This is a genomic window from Staphylococcus sp. GDY8P94P (genome assembly GCF_017892255.1).
GTDB lineage: Bacteria > Bacillota > Bacilli > Staphylococcales > Staphylococcaceae > Staphylococcus > Staphylococcus cohnii.
The window spans coordinates 346611-363073 of sequence record NZ_JAESKU010000008.1 but is presented as its reverse complement, the minus strand read 5'-3'; the positions used below and the strand labels follow the sequence as shown (position 1 = coordinate 363073).

The 16463-nt window shown below is 32.5% G+C and carries 18 protein-coding genes; 12 read left to right on the top strand and 6 right to left on the bottom strand.

Annotated elements, in window-relative coordinates:
* The first annotated feature begins 13 nt into the window (after window positions 1–13).
* From nikA to KA926_RS06085, 9 genes are all read left to right on the top strand, one after another.
* Window positions 14–1492, top strand: coding sequence for a nickel ABC transporter substrate-binding protein (gene nikA, locus KA926_RS06125; protein WP_210143790.1), 1479 nt, complete (start codon window positions 14–16; stop codon window positions 1490–1492).
* Window positions 1489–2469: a nickel ABC transporter permease gene (nikB, locus tag KA926_RS06120; protein ID WP_210143788.1), complete on the top strand. Its 981-nt coding sequence runs from the start codon at window positions 1489–1491 to the stop codon at window positions 2467–2469. Before nikA ends, nikB begins: the two co-directional genes overlap by 4 nt.
* Window positions 2466–3287: a nickel transporter permease gene (gene nikC, locus KA926_RS06115; protein ID WP_210143786.1), complete on the top strand. Its 822-nt coding sequence runs from the start codon at window positions 2466–2468 to the stop codon at window positions 3285–3287. Before nikB ends, nikC begins: the two co-directional genes overlap by 4 nt.
* Window positions 3280–4065: an ATP-binding cassette domain-containing protein gene (locus KA926_RS06110; protein ID WP_210143784.1), complete on the top strand. Its 786-nt coding sequence runs from the start codon at window positions 3280–3282 to the stop codon at window positions 4063–4065. Before nikC ends, KA926_RS06110 begins: the two co-directional genes overlap by 8 nt.
* Entirely contained in the window at window positions 4058–4750 is a 693-nt protein-coding gene (locus tag KA926_RS06105) for an ABC transporter ATP-binding protein (RefSeq protein WP_183076606.1), read from the top strand. The genes KA926_RS06110 and KA926_RS06105 overlap by 8 nt, the downstream gene beginning before the upstream one ends.
* Before the next feature lie 119 nt (window positions 4751–4869).
* Window positions 4870–5784: an ABC transporter substrate-binding protein gene (locus KA926_RS06100; RefSeq protein ID WP_019469965.1), complete on the top strand. Its 915-nt coding sequence runs from the start codon at window positions 4870–4872 to the stop codon at window positions 5782–5784.
* Between the two features lie 414 nt (window positions 5785–6198).
* A complete protein-coding gene (locus tag KA926_RS06095) occupies window positions 6199–6612 on the top strand; it encodes a MarR family winged helix-turn-helix transcriptional regulator (RefSeq protein WP_210143782.1) in 414 nt (137 codons plus the stop codon).
* Window positions 6613–6760: 148 nt separating this feature from the next.
* On the top strand, window positions 6761–7141 hold the full coding sequence (locus KA926_RS06090) for a VOC family protein (protein ID WP_210143778.1): 381 nt from the start codon (window positions 6761–6763) through the stop codon (window positions 7139–7141).
* A gap of 57 nt (window positions 7142–7198) precedes the next feature.
* On the top strand, window positions 7199–8020 hold the full coding sequence (locus KA926_RS06085; protein WP_210143776.1) for a Cof-type HAD-IIB family hydrolase: 822 nt from the start codon (window positions 7199–7201) through the stop codon (window positions 8018–8020).
* A 61-nt stretch (window positions 8021–8081) separates the two neighbouring features.
* On the opposite strand, the gene KA926_RS06080 is transcribed toward KA926_RS06085, so the two are convergent.
* Window positions 8082–8504, bottom strand: coding sequence for a universal stress protein (locus KA926_RS06080; RefSeq protein ID WP_210137067.1), 423 nt, complete (start codon window positions 8502–8504; stop codon window positions 8082–8084).
* Between the two features lie 106 nt (window positions 8505–8610).
* Window positions 8611–9675, bottom strand: a complete 1065-nt coding sequence (locus KA926_RS06075) for a quinone-dependent dihydroorotate dehydrogenase (protein WP_210143774.1) — start codon at window positions 9673–9675, stop codon at window positions 8611–8613.
* A 205-nt stretch (window positions 9676–9880) separates the two neighbouring features.
* On the opposite strand from KA926_RS06075, the gene KA926_RS06070 reads away from it, so the two are divergent.
* Complete coding sequence (locus KA926_RS06070; protein WP_210143773.1) at window positions 9881–10738, top strand: fructosamine kinase family protein; 858 nt, start codon at window positions 9881–9883, stop codon at window positions 10736–10738.
* 202 nt (window positions 10739–10940) lie between these two features.
* Here the strand turns inward: KA926_RS06070 and KA926_RS06065 are convergent, their stop codons facing one another.
* Together KA926_RS06065 and KA926_RS06060 are read right to left on the bottom strand one after the other, a co-directional pair.
* Window positions 10941–11174, bottom strand: coding sequence for a DUF896 domain-containing protein (locus tag KA926_RS06065; protein WP_210143772.1), 234 nt, complete (start codon window positions 11172–11174; stop codon window positions 10941–10943).
* Window positions 11158–12126, bottom strand: coding sequence for an LLM class oxidoreductase (locus KA926_RS06060; protein WP_210143770.1), 969 nt, complete (start codon window positions 12124–12126; stop codon window positions 11158–11160). The genes KA926_RS06065 and KA926_RS06060 overlap by 17 nt, the downstream gene beginning before the upstream one ends.
* Window positions 12127–12372: 246 nt before the next feature.
* On the opposite strand from KA926_RS06060, the gene KA926_RS06055 reads away from it, so the two are divergent.
* Entirely contained in the window at window positions 12373–13140 is a 768-nt protein-coding gene (locus KA926_RS06055) for a trypsin-like serine peptidase (RefSeq protein WP_210143768.1), read from the top strand.
* A gap of 125 nt (window positions 13141–13265) precedes the next feature.
* On the opposite strand, the gene KA926_RS06050 is transcribed toward KA926_RS06055, so the two are convergent.
* Window positions 13266–13835, bottom strand: a complete 570-nt coding sequence (locus KA926_RS06050; protein WP_210143766.1) for a TetR/AcrR family transcriptional regulator — start codon at window positions 13833–13835, stop codon at window positions 13266–13268.
* Between the two features lie 88 nt (window positions 13836–13923).
* Complete coding sequence (locus KA926_RS06045) at window positions 13924–14892, bottom strand: DMT family transporter (protein ID WP_210143764.1); 969 nt, start codon at window positions 14890–14892, stop codon at window positions 13924–13926.
* A 309-nt stretch (window positions 14893–15201) separates the two neighbouring features.
* Here KA926_RS06045 and KA926_RS06040 point away from each other — a divergent pair, with 309 nt between their 5' ends.
* The gene (locus KA926_RS06040; RefSeq protein WP_210143762.1) at window positions 15202–16140 is read left to right on the top strand and encodes a nucleoside hydrolase; all 939 of its coding nucleotides are present in this window, start codon (window positions 15202–15204) and stop codon (window positions 16138–16140) included.
* Window positions 16141–16463 lie beyond the last annotated feature (323 nt).

Sequence of the window (16463 nt, the reverse complement as noted above, 5' to 3'; positions counted from 1 at the left end):
AAGAGGTATATTTATGAAAAAAATCATCACAGTATTAGCTTCTGCAGCAGTGATTTTGGCTGGTTGTAGTGGCTCTAACAACGAGTCTAAAGGCAAAACTTTAGACGTAGAGTTACCTTTGAAAACGACATCTGTCGCACCATATGAAACGGATGTACCTGTAAAAATAGGTGCTGCAGAATCATTATTTAAAGCGACATCTGATGGCAAAGTTCAAAAGTTGTTAGTTAAATCTTATGATCAAACATCACCGACTCAATTAGATTTAACATTAAAAGATAATATTAAATTCCAAAACGGTAAAAAGGTGACAGGCGAAGCGGTTAAAGCTAGCTTGGAGGAAAGTATTCAAAAAAGTGATTTAGTCAAAGGTTCACTACCAATTAAAGATATCAAAGTGGATGGACAAAAGTTGCAAATCACAACTAAATCCGCATATCCTGAGCTCATTTCAGAATTAGCTAGCCCATTCTCAGCTATTTATGATACTAAAGCTAAAGGAGATATCAATAAAACCCCTGTAGGCACTGGTCCATATCAAATCAAAGATTATAAACAATCACAGAAAATTCAATTGGACCGAAATAAAGATTATTGGCAAGGCAAACCTAAACTAGACCACGTCAATGTTACATATCAAGAAGACGGCAATGCACGGACGAGTGATTTAGATTCTGGAAAAGCAGATGTCATTACAGATGTACCAGTTGAAAAAGTTAAATCATTAAAAGAGAGTGATAAGACAAAAATTTCATCTGTCTCTGGTTTTAGAACTGGATTGTTATTATATAATCACACGAGTGACAAAATGACAAAGCAGGTTCGTGAAGCCTTAGATAAAGTCATTGATCGCAAGCGTATTACAGATAATGTTTCAAAAGGTTATGCAACACCTGCAACTGGACCATTCAACAATAAACTCGACTTTATAGAAAATAAAGATGTGCAAAAACAAGATATTGCGGAAGCTAAGAAAATAATGAAAGATGCTGGATACAGTGAAGCACATCCATTAAAATTGACGATATCTACGTATAATGGTCGTCCCGAATTACCTAAAATTGCACAAGTGATTCAGTCAGATGCTAAAAAAGCAAATATTGATATCCAATTACGCAATGTGGATGACATTCAAGGGTATTTAAAAGATAAAGAACAATGGGATGCCTCACTATACAGCTTCGGTACAATCCCTAGAGGAGATACAGGTTATTTCTTTAACCAAGCTTATAAACCAAAAGGTGCAATTAATGCAGGGGGTTATGATAATCATAAGGTCACAGCATTAATAGATGAGTTAAATAAAACAGTGAATAAAGAAGAACGAAATCGCATTACCAATCAAATCATTGATATTACAAGTGATGACATTGCAAACAGTTATATTTCTTATAACGATAATATCGTTGGAATAAATAAGGATGTAGAGAATTTAACTTCAACACCAGAAGGTATTTATCTTATTGACTATAAGGTTGATAAAAAAGAATGATATTAAAACAGATACTTTCTAGAATTGGACAAATGATCATTGTATTGTTTGTCCTTTCTACTATCACTTTTATATTAATGAAACTCACGCCTGGAGACCCTGTTGATAAAGTTTTGCACTTAGATGTAGCGAATGTTTCAAGTGAACAAATTGAAGCTACGAAAGAACGATTAGGACTCAATCATTCCCCGGTAATGCAATATTTTCAATGGTTAGGTCAGATAATACAGTTAAACTTCGGTACAAGTTATCAAACTGGAGAGCCTGTGATTAAAGAATTGATTTTTTACACACCTCCAACGTTAATCATTGCAGTATTAACGATTGTTATCGTATTTCTAGTTGCTATTCCTTTGGGGATATTAGCAGCAAAACGATATCATACATGGATAGATACTTGGATAAGAATATTGACTTCATTTACGGTGAGTGTGCCTTCCTTCTTTTTAGGAACGATATTAATTTATATATTTGCACAACAATTAAATATACTGCCTTCGTCAGGTTTAGACTCGATCGCCGGTTATATATTGCCTGTAATCGCATTAAGTATTGGCATGAGTGCATATTATGTAAGGTTAATGCGTTCAACTTTAGTTGAACTATATCAATCTAAAGAAGTAGAAGCGGCTAGACTGAGAGGCATGTCAGAGCACTACATCTTATGGAAAGACTTGTTTAAGCCAGCTATTATTCCCGTGATTACTGTATTAGGTATGTCTGTTGGTAGTTTGATTGGTGGTACGGTAGTGATAGAAAATTTATTTGGGATACCAGGACTTGGTCACTTTCTTGTAGATAGTATTAGAGCGAGGGACTATCCAGTAGTACAAGGTGCTGTTATCATGATTGGATGCTTTGTGGTGTTGGCCAATACGATTAGTGATTTGTTACTTTTATGGATCGATCCTAAACGTCGTTTTAACAAAATAAATGATACATTAAAACGTCAGGGCCAGGATGGTGATATTGAATGAGACATAAGAATAAAGGGAATTTTATTTTTTATGTGTTTGGTATTTATGTATTATTACTCATCGTAGCCCAATTTTTTATTTCAACAGATAGTGCATTAGAGGTACATTTGAATCATACACTAGAGCTTCCTAGTAGCACACATTGGCTAGGTACGGATGATTATGGCCGAGATTTACTAGCAAGAGTGATTGTCGGTGCAAGATATACATTGATCATCAGTTTAATCACTTTGTTGATTACCGTAATAATTGGTGTGCCACTGGGGCTTTTAGCAGGTTATAAAAAAGGTCTTGTTGATACGATTATTATGCGTGTTATCGACATAGGATTGAGTATTCCAGAATTTGTGTTAATGATTGCTATGGCAAGCTTCTTTAAACCGAGTATATGGAATTTAGTGATAGCAATTACGATTATCAAATGGATGACTTACACACGACTCACACGTTCAATTGTAAGTGGTGAAATAAGTAAACCATATATTCAAATGGCTAAGCTATTTAATGTACCAAAACATCGCATTATTTTAAAACATTTTTCCCTACAAGTGATGCCTTCTGTGATTGTTTTAATGACTGTAGATTTTGGGAAAATTATACTTTATATTTCTTCGTTATCATTCTTAGGTTTAGGTGCACAGCCACCTTCTCCAGAGTGGGGAGCAATGTTAAATGCAGGTAGAGATTATATCAGTTCATACCCATTGTTATTAATTGTACCCGCATTTTTAATCACATTAACTATTTTATTATTTAATTTAACTGGTGATGCATTGAGAGATAGACTTTTAAAAAGAAAGCGTGATGCTGATGGCTAATAATAACCTTTTAGAAATTACAAACTTAACTATCACAGATACCAATGGTCAAAGACTCCTAGACCACCTTGATTTAACATTACGAAAAAGTAAAGTGAATGTTTTGGTAGGTGAAAGTGGTTCTGGCAAAAGTTTAACTGCAAAAGCACTCGTACAACAAGTTCCTAGTATGTTGACAACACATTTTGATTCATTAGTTTACAAAGGACAATCAATCAATGGTGTAAGCAATTTACTAGGAAAAGAAATTGGTTTTATATCTCAGGATTATACACATAGTTTTAATGATCACACAAAATTAGGTAAGCAATTGCTTGGTATTTATAAAATGCATTATAAGGTAGATAAAACTACAGCTAATAAATTTGTAAAGCAAGCACTTAAATGGGTAGATTTAGATTCAGAAGCAGTGATGACACGTTATAGATTTAATTTATCAGGTGGTCAGCTTGCAAGGGTTCAAATCGCCAGTGTTTTAATGTTAAATCCAAGCGTTATTATTGCCGATGAACCGACAGCGTCATTAGATGCAATCACAGGTTATAATGTGATGCATTTAATCAAGCACTTAGCAGAAGTTCATAAAGTGACCTTATTGATGATTACACATAATTTATCTCACGTGCTTGATTTTAGTGATTGGATTAGCGTCATTCAACATGGCAAAGTCATAGACTTTAATCATGTTCAAGCATTTAAGGATGGAAATGTAAAACCATACAGTCTTAAATTGTTTGATGCGCGTAGTCAGTTAAGGAAGGATGACATAAATGATTAAGTTGCAACATATAAACTTTGCTTATAAAAATGCTCCTATTTTAAAAAATATTAATTTAACGATAGCTTCAAATGAAAAAGTTGGCATTGTTGGTGAAAGTGGTTCTGGTAAAACGACGTTGGCTCATGTAATGTTAGGATTATTAACCAATTATCAAGGTCATTATTCAACACAAGGACTAAGTATGCTTCCGATATTTCAACATGCATACGATAGTTTTAATCCCAAATTCAAAATACAAACCGCACTAGAAGAACCAATACGATATTATAAAGGTTCACAATCAACAGCAGATATTCGCGCAAATCTTAAATATTTAATGTCATATATGCATTTAGAAGAATCATTATTACAAAAGTTTCCAGACGAGTTAAGTGGTGGACAGTTACAACGATTTAACACAATACGTACATTAATGCTAGCACCGGATATGTTAATTTGCGATGAAATAACTGCTAGTTTAGATGTGATAGCTGAACAAAGAATGATAAAAGTTTTGAAAGACTACCATGATCAAACAAACAAAGGCATCATTATGATTTCTCATGATATTGCTTTTTTAAATCAATTTGTTGAGCGAATTGTTGTTATGAAAGATGGAGAAATTGTCGATGATTTTCCGATTGCATATTTATTTTCAGAAGAACGCCACCATTATACCAAAGCGCTACTTTCTATATATTAAGTTGAGTAATCATTCATGCACAATTAACAATTATTTGTGGTTCGTTTAATATAAATGAAGTATAATATATAATTAAGCTCAGTTTAAATTGTAAACATATGAAAAGGGGATATTTAGGAATGAAAAAATTATTATTACCATTACTTGCACTTATTTTGGTATTAGCAGCATGTGGTAATCAATCTGATAATGAGTCATCAAAAAGCAAGAAAGAAACAAAGACGTATGTTCAAGATTCAGGAGATAAAGTAAAAATACCTAAAAAGCCAAAACGTATTGTCGTACTTGGTGCAACTTATGCAGGTGGTTTAAAACAACTTGATGGGAACATAGTAGGTGTAGCTAACATCGTGGATGATAGCAAAGTATTAAAGGATAAATTTAAAGACGTTAAAAAAGTAGACGCAGAGAATGTGGAAAGTGTCGCAAAGTTAAAACCAGATTTAATTATTACTTATAATACTGATAAAAATTTAAAAAAATTAAATAAAATTGCTCCCACAATTGCTTTTGATTATTTGAAACATGATTACAAAGAGCAACATCAAGAGCTAGGAAAAATAATAGGTAAAGAAAAACAAGCAAATGCCTGGATTGATGAATGGGAGAAAAAGACAAAAAATGATGGTAAAACAATAAAAGAGGCTATTGGTGAAGACACAACTGTTTCAATTATCAAAGATTTTGATAAAAAAGTATATGCACTCGGTAAGACATACGGTCATGGTAGTGAAGTACTGTATGATGCGTTTGGCTTAAAAATGCCAGAAAATGTTGAAAAAGCTACTGAGAAAAATGATTTAGCTGATATATCTGAAGAAGAAATTCCAGATATGGCAGGTGATTATGTCGTTACACCAGTCGCTAAAGGAACTCAATTATCTTTTGAAAATAAAGATTTATGGAAAAGTACTGAGGCTGTCAAAAATGGACATACAATTAAAGTGGATGAGGGCATTTATTGGTTAAATGATCCTTACTCTTTAGAGTATGAACGTAAAGATTTGAAAGAGCAATTATTGAAAAAACAATAAACATAAATCGTGTTAATTTAACAAATTAAAACCATTTTAGTCACTATTAACAGTTGAAACACTAATAGAATTGAACTTATTTTATTAGTATTAGTTGTTAGTACACTAAAATGGTTTTTTGTATTATGCTCAAGATAAACAATATTATAATTATATGTTGTTGATGAATAAAAAAGCAGGAATTGGGAGCATCTCGTCTTTAGTTAGACATTTTTATCCTTTAAACTATAAAGTAGATGCCGAAATGTTTAGGATATTAAATAATATAAATTATAGAAACATAGTATTTATATAGGTAGTCGTATAAAAAAGTGCAACACTTAGAAATAATGTTTTTGTACAACATCATTTCAGAATTAATTAATAAATGAGCTAAAGCAACTTTCAAACGTATGATGAGTGGGGAGATATACAATGAAAAAAGAACAAAAAGTGGATAATTGGATTAAAATGACTAAATATATACATTATATTGAAGCGATGATTGAAAGAAAATTGAAAGATCAATATCATCTAAGTATTAAAGAATTTTATGTATTATATGAAATTTATAAGTCAGAGCATAAAAAATACAAAATCAATGATTTGATTAAAGTGGTTGACTTAAGTCAAAGTGCGATGTCTAGACTTATTGTAAGAATGGAAAATACAGAGACGCCACTTGTATATAGACAGGAATGTGTAGAAGACCAACGCGCCATGTACATTTACCTAACTGGTTATGGAGAAAAAGTAACTCAGAAAGCACTAAATACTTACGATCAATTATTAAAACAAGTTAATTTAAAGAGTATCAGCGCTTTGACAAACATGGATGAGAATGGTTAGAGTCTACCGTAATTGAAAACTAAAATAAACATTTTGAAGCTTTGTGTTATTGAAATAGAAAATGATAAAGTCATGTTTTTAAAAGTGATTTATGTTTTACTATAAGTGTGTAATACGTTGGAAAATTTGAAAAGGGAGAGGATGGCTAATGGAAATTAATGCTGCATGGCTCAATTTACCAGTACAAGATTTGGAAGCAAGTGAAAAATTTTATGATACGATAGGATTTATAATCAAAAAACATAAAGATATGATGAATAAAATGCGAGGTATTCAAACCAAAGATGGCCAAATCATTATGCTGATAGAAAAAAAGCAATTTGAAAAAGTTTCTAGACTTTCATCTATAGGTAACAATGAAGCATTAGTGTCACTTTCAGTTTCAACAAAACCAGAAGTTGATACGTTAGTTTCGTTGGTTGAACAAGCAGGCGGAAAAATACTAGAAACAGGCACGGAACATGAGGGGTATTACGGGGCCTTATTTAGTGATATAGATGGCCATTTGTTCAATGTCATTGTGATGTAATGACTTATTATATAACCCATCTTTTAATGATTTGTACAGGAATGGAAGGTGTAACATTTGATAAAAGCAATAGCAGTAGATAAAGACGGTACCTTTTTTAAATCGGATAATACCTTTGATGAAGCTTATTTCAATAGAATTTTTGAAAGCATGATGGAAAGAGATATAAAATTTATCATTGCTAGTGGTAACCAATATGCACAATTACGTTCATTTTTTTCAGGTAAGGATCATCAGATAACGTATATAGCTGAAAATGGTGCAGTTACGTATCAAAATAACAAATTAGAAGCAGCTGAATATTTTGATCAACAATTGGTATTTGACGTTTTAAATTTGATTATTAATCATTATCATATTGAAGATATTGTGTTAAGCGGAGTCAAAAGTGCTTATGTATTAGAAGATGTGAGTAATGACTTTTTATCATTTTTATATAAATATTATTTTAATATAATGAAAGTCCCTGACTTTAAAACGATTGAGCAAGATGAATTTGTTAAGATTGCGCTTAGAATTAAAGATCCATTACTTTTAGATGAAGTAATGAAAGGTTTGAAAGCACAATATGGTGAAGAAATAAAGCCAGTTACAAGTGGAAATGATAGTTTGGATTTAATATTACCTAAAGTGAATAAAGGTGTAGCGATTAAAACACTTTTAGATAAATGGGATATACCACCACAAGAATTGCTAGCTTTTGGAGATGCAAATAATGATATAGAAATGTTAGCTTTGACTCCAAATAGTTATGCAATGGCTGAATGTAGTCCTGAAGTGGCTGATGTCGCAAATTATAGAGCGCCTTCCAATGATGAATCAGGTGTGTTACAAGTCATCGAGCGATATTTAAAACAAGATAACGATATGACAAACTAAAATAACGACAAAAAACTCATTATTCCTTAATAGAATAATGAGTTTTATTAATGATGTTAAATTATTTTATAATAAGTACGGGAATATTTGCGCTATTAGCGATTTTATGAGTAACATTTCCCAGTACATTTTTTATGTCTGGTTTGGCCCGTTTATTACTCATAACGATGATATCATAGCTGTTTTCTTCGATTTCACTTAATATTTCTTGTTTAATGTAGCCAGAACGAAACTTCACTTGAATTTTTAAGCCGAGTGATTCTAATTTCTCAACAAAAGGTGATATCTCATTACCTTTTTCTTCAGCTAATTCTTCAAAATGTTTGCCATCATAGCGAACCGAAGTTTGTAAATCACCTTCAGGTATAACGTTGAAAATAGTGATTTTTGCATTGTCAACGCCGGTAGTTAAATTTTGTAATTCTTTAGGAACGTTATTAAAAGAATTATCAAAATCATATGCTAATAATATATTTTTATACATTGTAGCGCCCCCTTCAATAATTGTTTACCCTATATAATAAAAAATCATCATAATTCCACAATTAATATTTTACAATAAATGATTCGATTAGAAAAACTAAAATATTTTACACATCTAATCCTATGATATCATCGATATGTTTGTATCCATTGCTTAGTAAATATTGTGCAAGCTGTTTGTTCATAGTTTTAGTTAATCCAGGTCCTTCAAATACGAGTGAACTATAAATTTGAACCAGAGATGCGCCATGACGTAACATTTTGATGACGTCATTCACTTCGAAAATGCCACCAGTACCAATGATTAAAAACTGACCTTGCGTTTCTTTATAGGCATGTGCAATCAGTTTTAAATTTCGCTTAAATAACGGTTTTCCACTTAACCCGCCAGTTTCTGTTTGATTAACGGAATGTAATTGTTCACGTTTTTGCGTAGTATTCGCTAAAATGATGCCATCAAACGTTTGTGTTATAGGTTTGAGCATTCGAGACAAACTTTCTGTACTAAGGTCAGATGTCAATTTTATAAAAATAGGTACGTTAAGCTCATGTTGTGCCTTATAATTTTGTATAGCAGCACATAATTGAGAAAATTCATTTTTATCATGAAAACTTTGTAGATTTTCCGTATTAGGAGAACTGATATTAACGGTGAAAAATGTGACGTCATTTTTAAATGTGTCGATAACTTTTATATAATCTTGGTAACGTGCTTCATATGGCGTTGCTTTATTTACCCCAACATTTAAGCCAATAGGCGTATGGTAACTAAACTTTCTTAGATTACTCAACGCTTTGTTCATACCTAAATTATTAAATCCCATACGGTTGATTAGCGCGTGGTCTTCTATTAATCGATACATGCGTGGTTTAGGATTGCCAGGCTGTGGTTTAGGTGTTACGCCCCCTAATTCTAACGATCCAAATCCTACTTTATCTAGTGCTTTTGGAACTTCACAAGATTTATCAAATCCTGCAGCTAATCCGATTGGATTTTCAAAATGTACACCTTTGATGCTTTGAGATAATATAGGGTGTCTATAATGAAATAATTTTTCGAGTATTGGCAACAATTTAGTGTACTTTTGAGGGATTTTAAGGGCATTAATCGTCATCCCGTGTGCTTTTTCAGGGTCTAATTGAAATAAAATAGGTTTAATTAACTTATACATGTTGTCATCGCTCCATTTGTTTAAATTAGTAGTAGATGAAAATATATGTCTTTAATAGACTAGCATTTTAGTATTCATATGCCTAGTATAAATAAGAAATATTAATATAACCTTCAAATTATTAGAGAAGACCCTGATTTTGATTAAATTTTAAATAAAACGGTAATAGTACAATGATGTGATGGAATAATGGAGGGATATTTTTATGAAAAAACAATGGCAATCACAATTACCATTAGATAATATACAGTCTATTGCACCAGTAAGCGGTGGAGACGTTAACGAAGCCTATCGCGTAGAAACATCTCAAAAGCCATATTTTTTATTAGTACAACGTCAGAGAAGTAAAGCCTTTTTTGATGCAGAAGTTGCTGGCCTCAATTTGTTTGAAAAAGCTGGAATTACTGCGCCGATAGTCATTGATAGTGGCGAAATCGATGGAGATGCCTATCTTTTGCTAAGTTTTTTAAATGAAGGAAACCAAGGTAGCCAAGCTGAACTTGGAGAATTGGTAGCTAAAATGCATCAACAACAGCAGCCAGATGGCAAGTTTGGTTTTGATTTACCTTATGAAGGTGGTGATGTATCATTCGACAATGATTGGTCTGATAGTTGGACGACCATATTTGTTGAACGTCGTTTAGATCATTTGAAAGATAGATTGGTAGATCAAGGTTTATGGATAGAGGAAGATGTACAAACTTATCATAGCGTGCGGGAAGTCATTGTAAGTGCGTTGAGTGACCATACAAGTAAACCCTCATTATTGCACGGTGATTTGTGGGGTGGTAATTATATGTTTTTAGAAAATGGTCAACCAGCATTGTTTGATCCGGCACCACTATATGGTGATAGAGAATTTGATTTAGGTATAACTACTGTGTTTGGTGGCTTTACTCAAACTTTTTATGATTCCTATAATAAGCATTATCCTTTAAGTAAAGGTGCCAATGAACGACTAGAATTTTATCGTTTGTATTTATTAATGGTGCATTTACTGAAATTTGGAAGTATGTATGCGGGCAGTGTAGATCGATCCATGGAAAACATATTAAATAGTTAAACGTAGAAAAGATGCTTCTTTGTTGTTATATAGTTATGTTACACATTGCTTTCATTACTAATATTTCAGCTTAAAAATGTGTTGGAAAGCATCAACTCTTATAAGTATAAAATATAATATGATGAACAGAATCATTAACACATTTCAATTTAATGGTTATATAGAAAACCCGTCAAGTATCATTTGCTTGACGGGTTTCTTATTAATCTAAATTTAGTGTGCCCATTTCTTCACGCAATTTATAAACTTTATCAGGTGTAACATCTTCACCTAAAGGGTCTACAACTTTTAAAGTAGAAAATGTGTTAACGACTTGGCCGCGAATCATTTGAAGATATTCTTGTCTTAACACGTGTTGCTCTTGTTTTTCTTCTACAGTCAAAGGCTGCACTTTTTCTTTGTTTGCTAATTGGTTAATTCTATCTAGTAGTTTCATAAATTTTGTCCTCCTGTAAATGTCGAGGTGGAAAGTGTGGAATAATTTCATTACCCACCTCTGATAATATTTCTTTATAAGTTCTGTCGTTGGTTATAAACTGCAACATGATATGATTGGTTCCGATACGTTCATACGCTTTTAGGATGTTTAACAAAGTGTTTCTTCCTAGACGATACCCACCTTTAATCGGCTTTACAAGTTCATTCGGATTAATTGATAAATCAATTACCAAAGGGTGCATAAAGGGTTTGAATGTATCATTTTGATGCCATTGATGTAATAAAGCTTTTTGTTGTTGGAAAGGTTGAGGATAAAATAACCAACCATCCACATGTGTTTTTAACCAATCCATATGTTGTTTGGCGTATCCTGTTGCGAACATAGGAATATGCTTATGTTTTGGTAATACTTGTAAGCCAGAATCTTCGTACAGTTCAAATAAAGTATTTGATGTTTGTGGTGATGATTGCCATAATTCTTTTAAAGATGACACAGCTGATTGAAAATGTTGACTTAGATCATTTGGATTGATTTTAAAAGTTGGAAATTCAAATTGACGATCTCCAGTAGCAATCCCTAATAACAATCGCTCGTTTGATATTAAATCAAGAGAGGCAGATGCTTTAGCTATATGCACAGGATGACGTAATGTCGCAACAATACTAGATGTTCCGAGAGCGATTTTGGATGTGTTAGCAGCGATGAAAGTTAAAAACACAAACGGATCGTAGTTTGTCGTTACATTACCAAGGTGCGGACTATATAAAGGATTATCTCGCACAAATAAGCTTGTGAATCCAAGTTTTTCAGCATATTGAACTAATGCTATTTGTTGATCAATTGGCAATGCGATATTTTCAGAATCATCAAAGGGTAACATTAATCCTAAAGTTAAATGTTCCTGTTGAAAAGTTCTTTGAAAACCATTGTGTGTTTGAATTGTTGTCACGTCTATCCCTCCTCTTCAATTAAATTAAACAACGACTGTAAACTAAGTAACACTTGTTGTTTAGATAGATTATATGGCATGATTTATTATAATGCAAACAACATGTTTATAAATTCATTGCATAAGCGACAAAGTGAGCAATATGTTGTTTAAATTACATAATTTATGGACTAAATAATAATTGATTAAAATCTTAAAATTCTGTAAATTTAAAAAGTAATATTTTTTAATAGGAGGTAGGTTTTGTTGAAAAACATATTAGTCACCATCATTATTGGCACGCTATTATTTTTATCAAGCGCTATCAATGCTGAGGCACAAGCACAAAATCAAAATGATACTTTGAAAAGTTCGCAACAGACTAATGAGAGCAATCAAATAGGTACTGCCACACCAAGAGTCATGCTACCAGGTGAAAATAGACATCAAATTGAAAACACGCAATCTGGTCATTACCAATCCATCGGCTACATAGAAAAAGGAGAAACAATCGCTACTGGTGCGGTTGTTGGTAAAAATACAGTATTGACGAATAAACATGTAGTAAATAACGGTAATGGAAAGCTATCATTTGCACCTGCTGCTGAAAATGAAAAGAGTTTTCCGTATGGTACATTTACAGAAAAAGAAGTGGTAGCCTATCCAGGAGATGCTGACTTAGTACTAGTTCATTTTAATAGAAACAGTGAAAGGCAATCAGTTGGAGATCTTGTGACACCTGCCACAATTGGTGAAACTAGTACTGTGTCTAGTAATGATCCAATAACAGTTACAGGTTATCCAGGTGATAAACCTTTAGCAACGATGTGGGAAAGTTCGGGTGAAGTCATAAGTAATAATGACAGTATATTAACATATAGTGCCAGCACATTTGGTGGAAATTCAGGCTCACCTGTTTTCAATACAAATAATGAATTAATCGGTCTACATTACGGCGGGATAGAAGGCGAAAGCAATAATGCAGTAGCGATTACTGGCGAAGTATTGCAATTTATCAATGATCATAATGTCTAAACATTTATTTTACTTAAATAGATTAAGCCCCTCGTTTAAAAAGTTAAGATAACCTAAACTTTAACGAGGGGTTATATGAATGATTAAACCATAATTATTTTCATTGTACAATCGCATTGTGCGAATTATTTTTGATTTGATAGTTGAGATGTTATGAAAGGTAATGACTTGTTGATGTATGATTCAGCAGGTAAATTACTCGAATGGAACCAATGTTTAGCAATGCCGTATAATCCCCATGATAGAAAACGTGCACTTGTAGCAAGTGTCTCTCTATCTATATCTTTGTGTTCATCAGACATTAATTTTAAAAAAATATCTTCTAATTCTTCTTTAACTCTTTTCTCGACAATTTCCCCATATGCTTCACTATTTAGACGACACTCCTCATGAGTATCTTGGATATAACTAGTAATTGTAATAAAACATTGGCATAGTGCTTTTTCATTTAATTCTGCAACCATATTGAGTGATTGATTTAAATTTTTCAAGATTGTTTCGGACAATGTATAATCCATGATGTCATATTTATCGTAAAAATGAGCATAAAAGGTAGCGCGATTGACAGTGGCGCGTTCAGTAATGTCTTTAACCGTAATTGATACTAACTTTTTTTCTTTTGCAATCTCACGAAAAGCGTCCATTAATAATTTTTTTGTTCTTATAATACGGGGATCTATATGAGTATGAGTCAATTAATTACACCTCTATATTTGTTTTTATCATTAGACAAATTATCTTGCTTTACGAACAAGTTGTCAATAAACATAACTGGCTTTGATTTTATTTCAATTCTATTTTATGATCATTTATTTTGCTATTTAAAAAACAATAAATAATGATACCTAATGTGATGATTATAATACCGACAATACTTAATATATTTGGTAACGCTAAGCCTAAAAGTAACATTTCGCCAATTAATGTAAAAACGATTTCCATCGCTTGTGTCGCTTCAACAGCAGCTAACTTAGTTTGGTTATGTTTCACTATATTCGTTGCATAGAAGAATAATGTTGTTGCTATGATACCAGAGAAAATCGCAACTAAAAAGGTTTGCGTGATTTGATTTGAAGAAGGTAGCCCCTGAGTAGCTACTCCAATCAGAAAAATGATCAACCATAATGGTAAGGTGACTAAGGTCATGCCATATATCCTTTCGATCGTATTTAAATCGTTGCCAACAAGCACCATCATTTTACGATTACCTAAGGGATAACAAAATGCTGCAATCATCAACGGTATGACAGATAATAGGAAAATATGTAATTCTATATTCGAAATGTGCGGAATTTGTACAATGATAACACCTAATATCATAATGCTAGATGTAGCTAGTGAACGCCATGGGATACGTTCTCTCATTTTGATTGTGGATTGACCTTGTTGTATATATGTGTAGAAAAATGGAGCTGTAAAAAGTCCGCAAATAATGGTTAATTGCCATGTCGCCGAAATAAGCCAACCTGGGCTATAATTTGATACAAAAGTTATGGGTACATAAAAAAAGACAAAACCAAGCGAACTCCACAATAACCACCTGAAAAAATTTTGCTTAATATGCAATAAAATAATATGATGACGCCCTTTACGGTTCCAAATAACCATCATTAACAAAAAAGGAAACATAAAAATAAAGCGTAGTGACGCACTAAAAAGCCAACTGCCACCTTCGTTAGACATTGCATGATTTAGTATGAATGTAATAGAAAAAAAGAAAGCAGCTAATATACCAATTAAAATTGCTCGCATTTCAGACCACCTCAAGTTGTGTAATGATACTAACTTACCAGTTTTTTTAATTGCAGCAAACACAATTCATACAAAAAATGTGATATTTCTATAAAATTATGTGAATTTTCGGAAAATAAAAAGCGAAATCATTAGAAAAGTAGTATGATAGGTTTAACAGTAGTAAAAAAATAAAGTTTAATAAATGAAACGATGACGTTGTAATTAGCGTAGTGATGCTAAATGATAAAATATTTACTACAAAATAATACTGAGATAAAATTGATTTTATTCATATTTTATATACATAAGACGATTGGAGTGTGTTAAATGACTAAAAAGATAATCATGGATTGTGATCCAGGTCATGATGATGCGATAGCTTTAATTCTAGCAGGTGCGAAATATAGTACACTTGATATATTGGCCGTGACCACTGTAGCAGGAAACCAAGCAGTTGAAAAAAACACCAAAAATGCACTTAATGTATTAGAAGTTATGGGAAGGCGAGATATTGAAGTATCTGTAGGTGCTTCGCGTCCACTCATAAAACCTGCTTCCTTCGCTTCGGAAATTCACGGGGATTCGGGATTAGATGGACCTAAGTTACCTGAAGTGCCATCATTGAAACCAACGCAATATCACGCTGCAGATGTAATTATTAAGACATTAAAACAAAGCGCTGATCCTGTAACGATTGTTGCAACAGGTCCACTTACAAATGTTGCGACTGCACTAATCAAAGACCCTAGTATTGCTCAATCAATTGACTCTATTACCATTATGGGAGGGGGCACTTTCGGAAATTGGACGCCTACCGCTGAATTTAATATTTGGGTGGATGCAGAAGCTGCTAAACGAGTATTTGAAAGTGGGATTAACATAAATGTTTTTGGGTTAGATGTGACTCATCAGGTCTTAGCAACAGATGAAGTAATTCAAAGGTTTAATAGTATTGATAATAAAATATCTCAATTTGTTGTTGAACTACTAGAATTTTTCAAATCTACTTATAAAACACATTTTAATATGGATGGTGGCCCTATTCATGATGCGTGTACGATTTTATACTTATTGCAACCTGACTTATTTACTATGCAGCAGACACATATCGACATAGAACATCAAAGTTCGCTCACTTACGGTACAATGTCAGTTGACTTAAACAATGTCACAAACAAAGAAAAAAATGCATATTTTGCTACGGCTGTAGATGTTGAACGTGTTTGGACTTTGATGGAACATATGTTAGAAAGTTATAATGTGTAAGCTGAATTATGGATAGCCATTGTTCTCTAAATTTTGAAAATATTGATTTGTAACATTTATAAGAGCTTAGGGATAAGTTTTTTTGAATTCTGTTAATACGATAAAGAAAAGTATGGAATATAAGTATTTGGTACTAAAAATAAACGTCAATTTCTAGCGCAGCAATATAGAAATTGGCGTTTTCTTCGTGTTTGAATTGAGTAAACCTATGTTGCAAAAGTTGTATATATATATTTTCATTACAGTTATTTAATACGAAAGTATGAGATGATTTTAAGTTGAATAATTAGCAAAATACAGATAAAAGCATTTATTATGATATT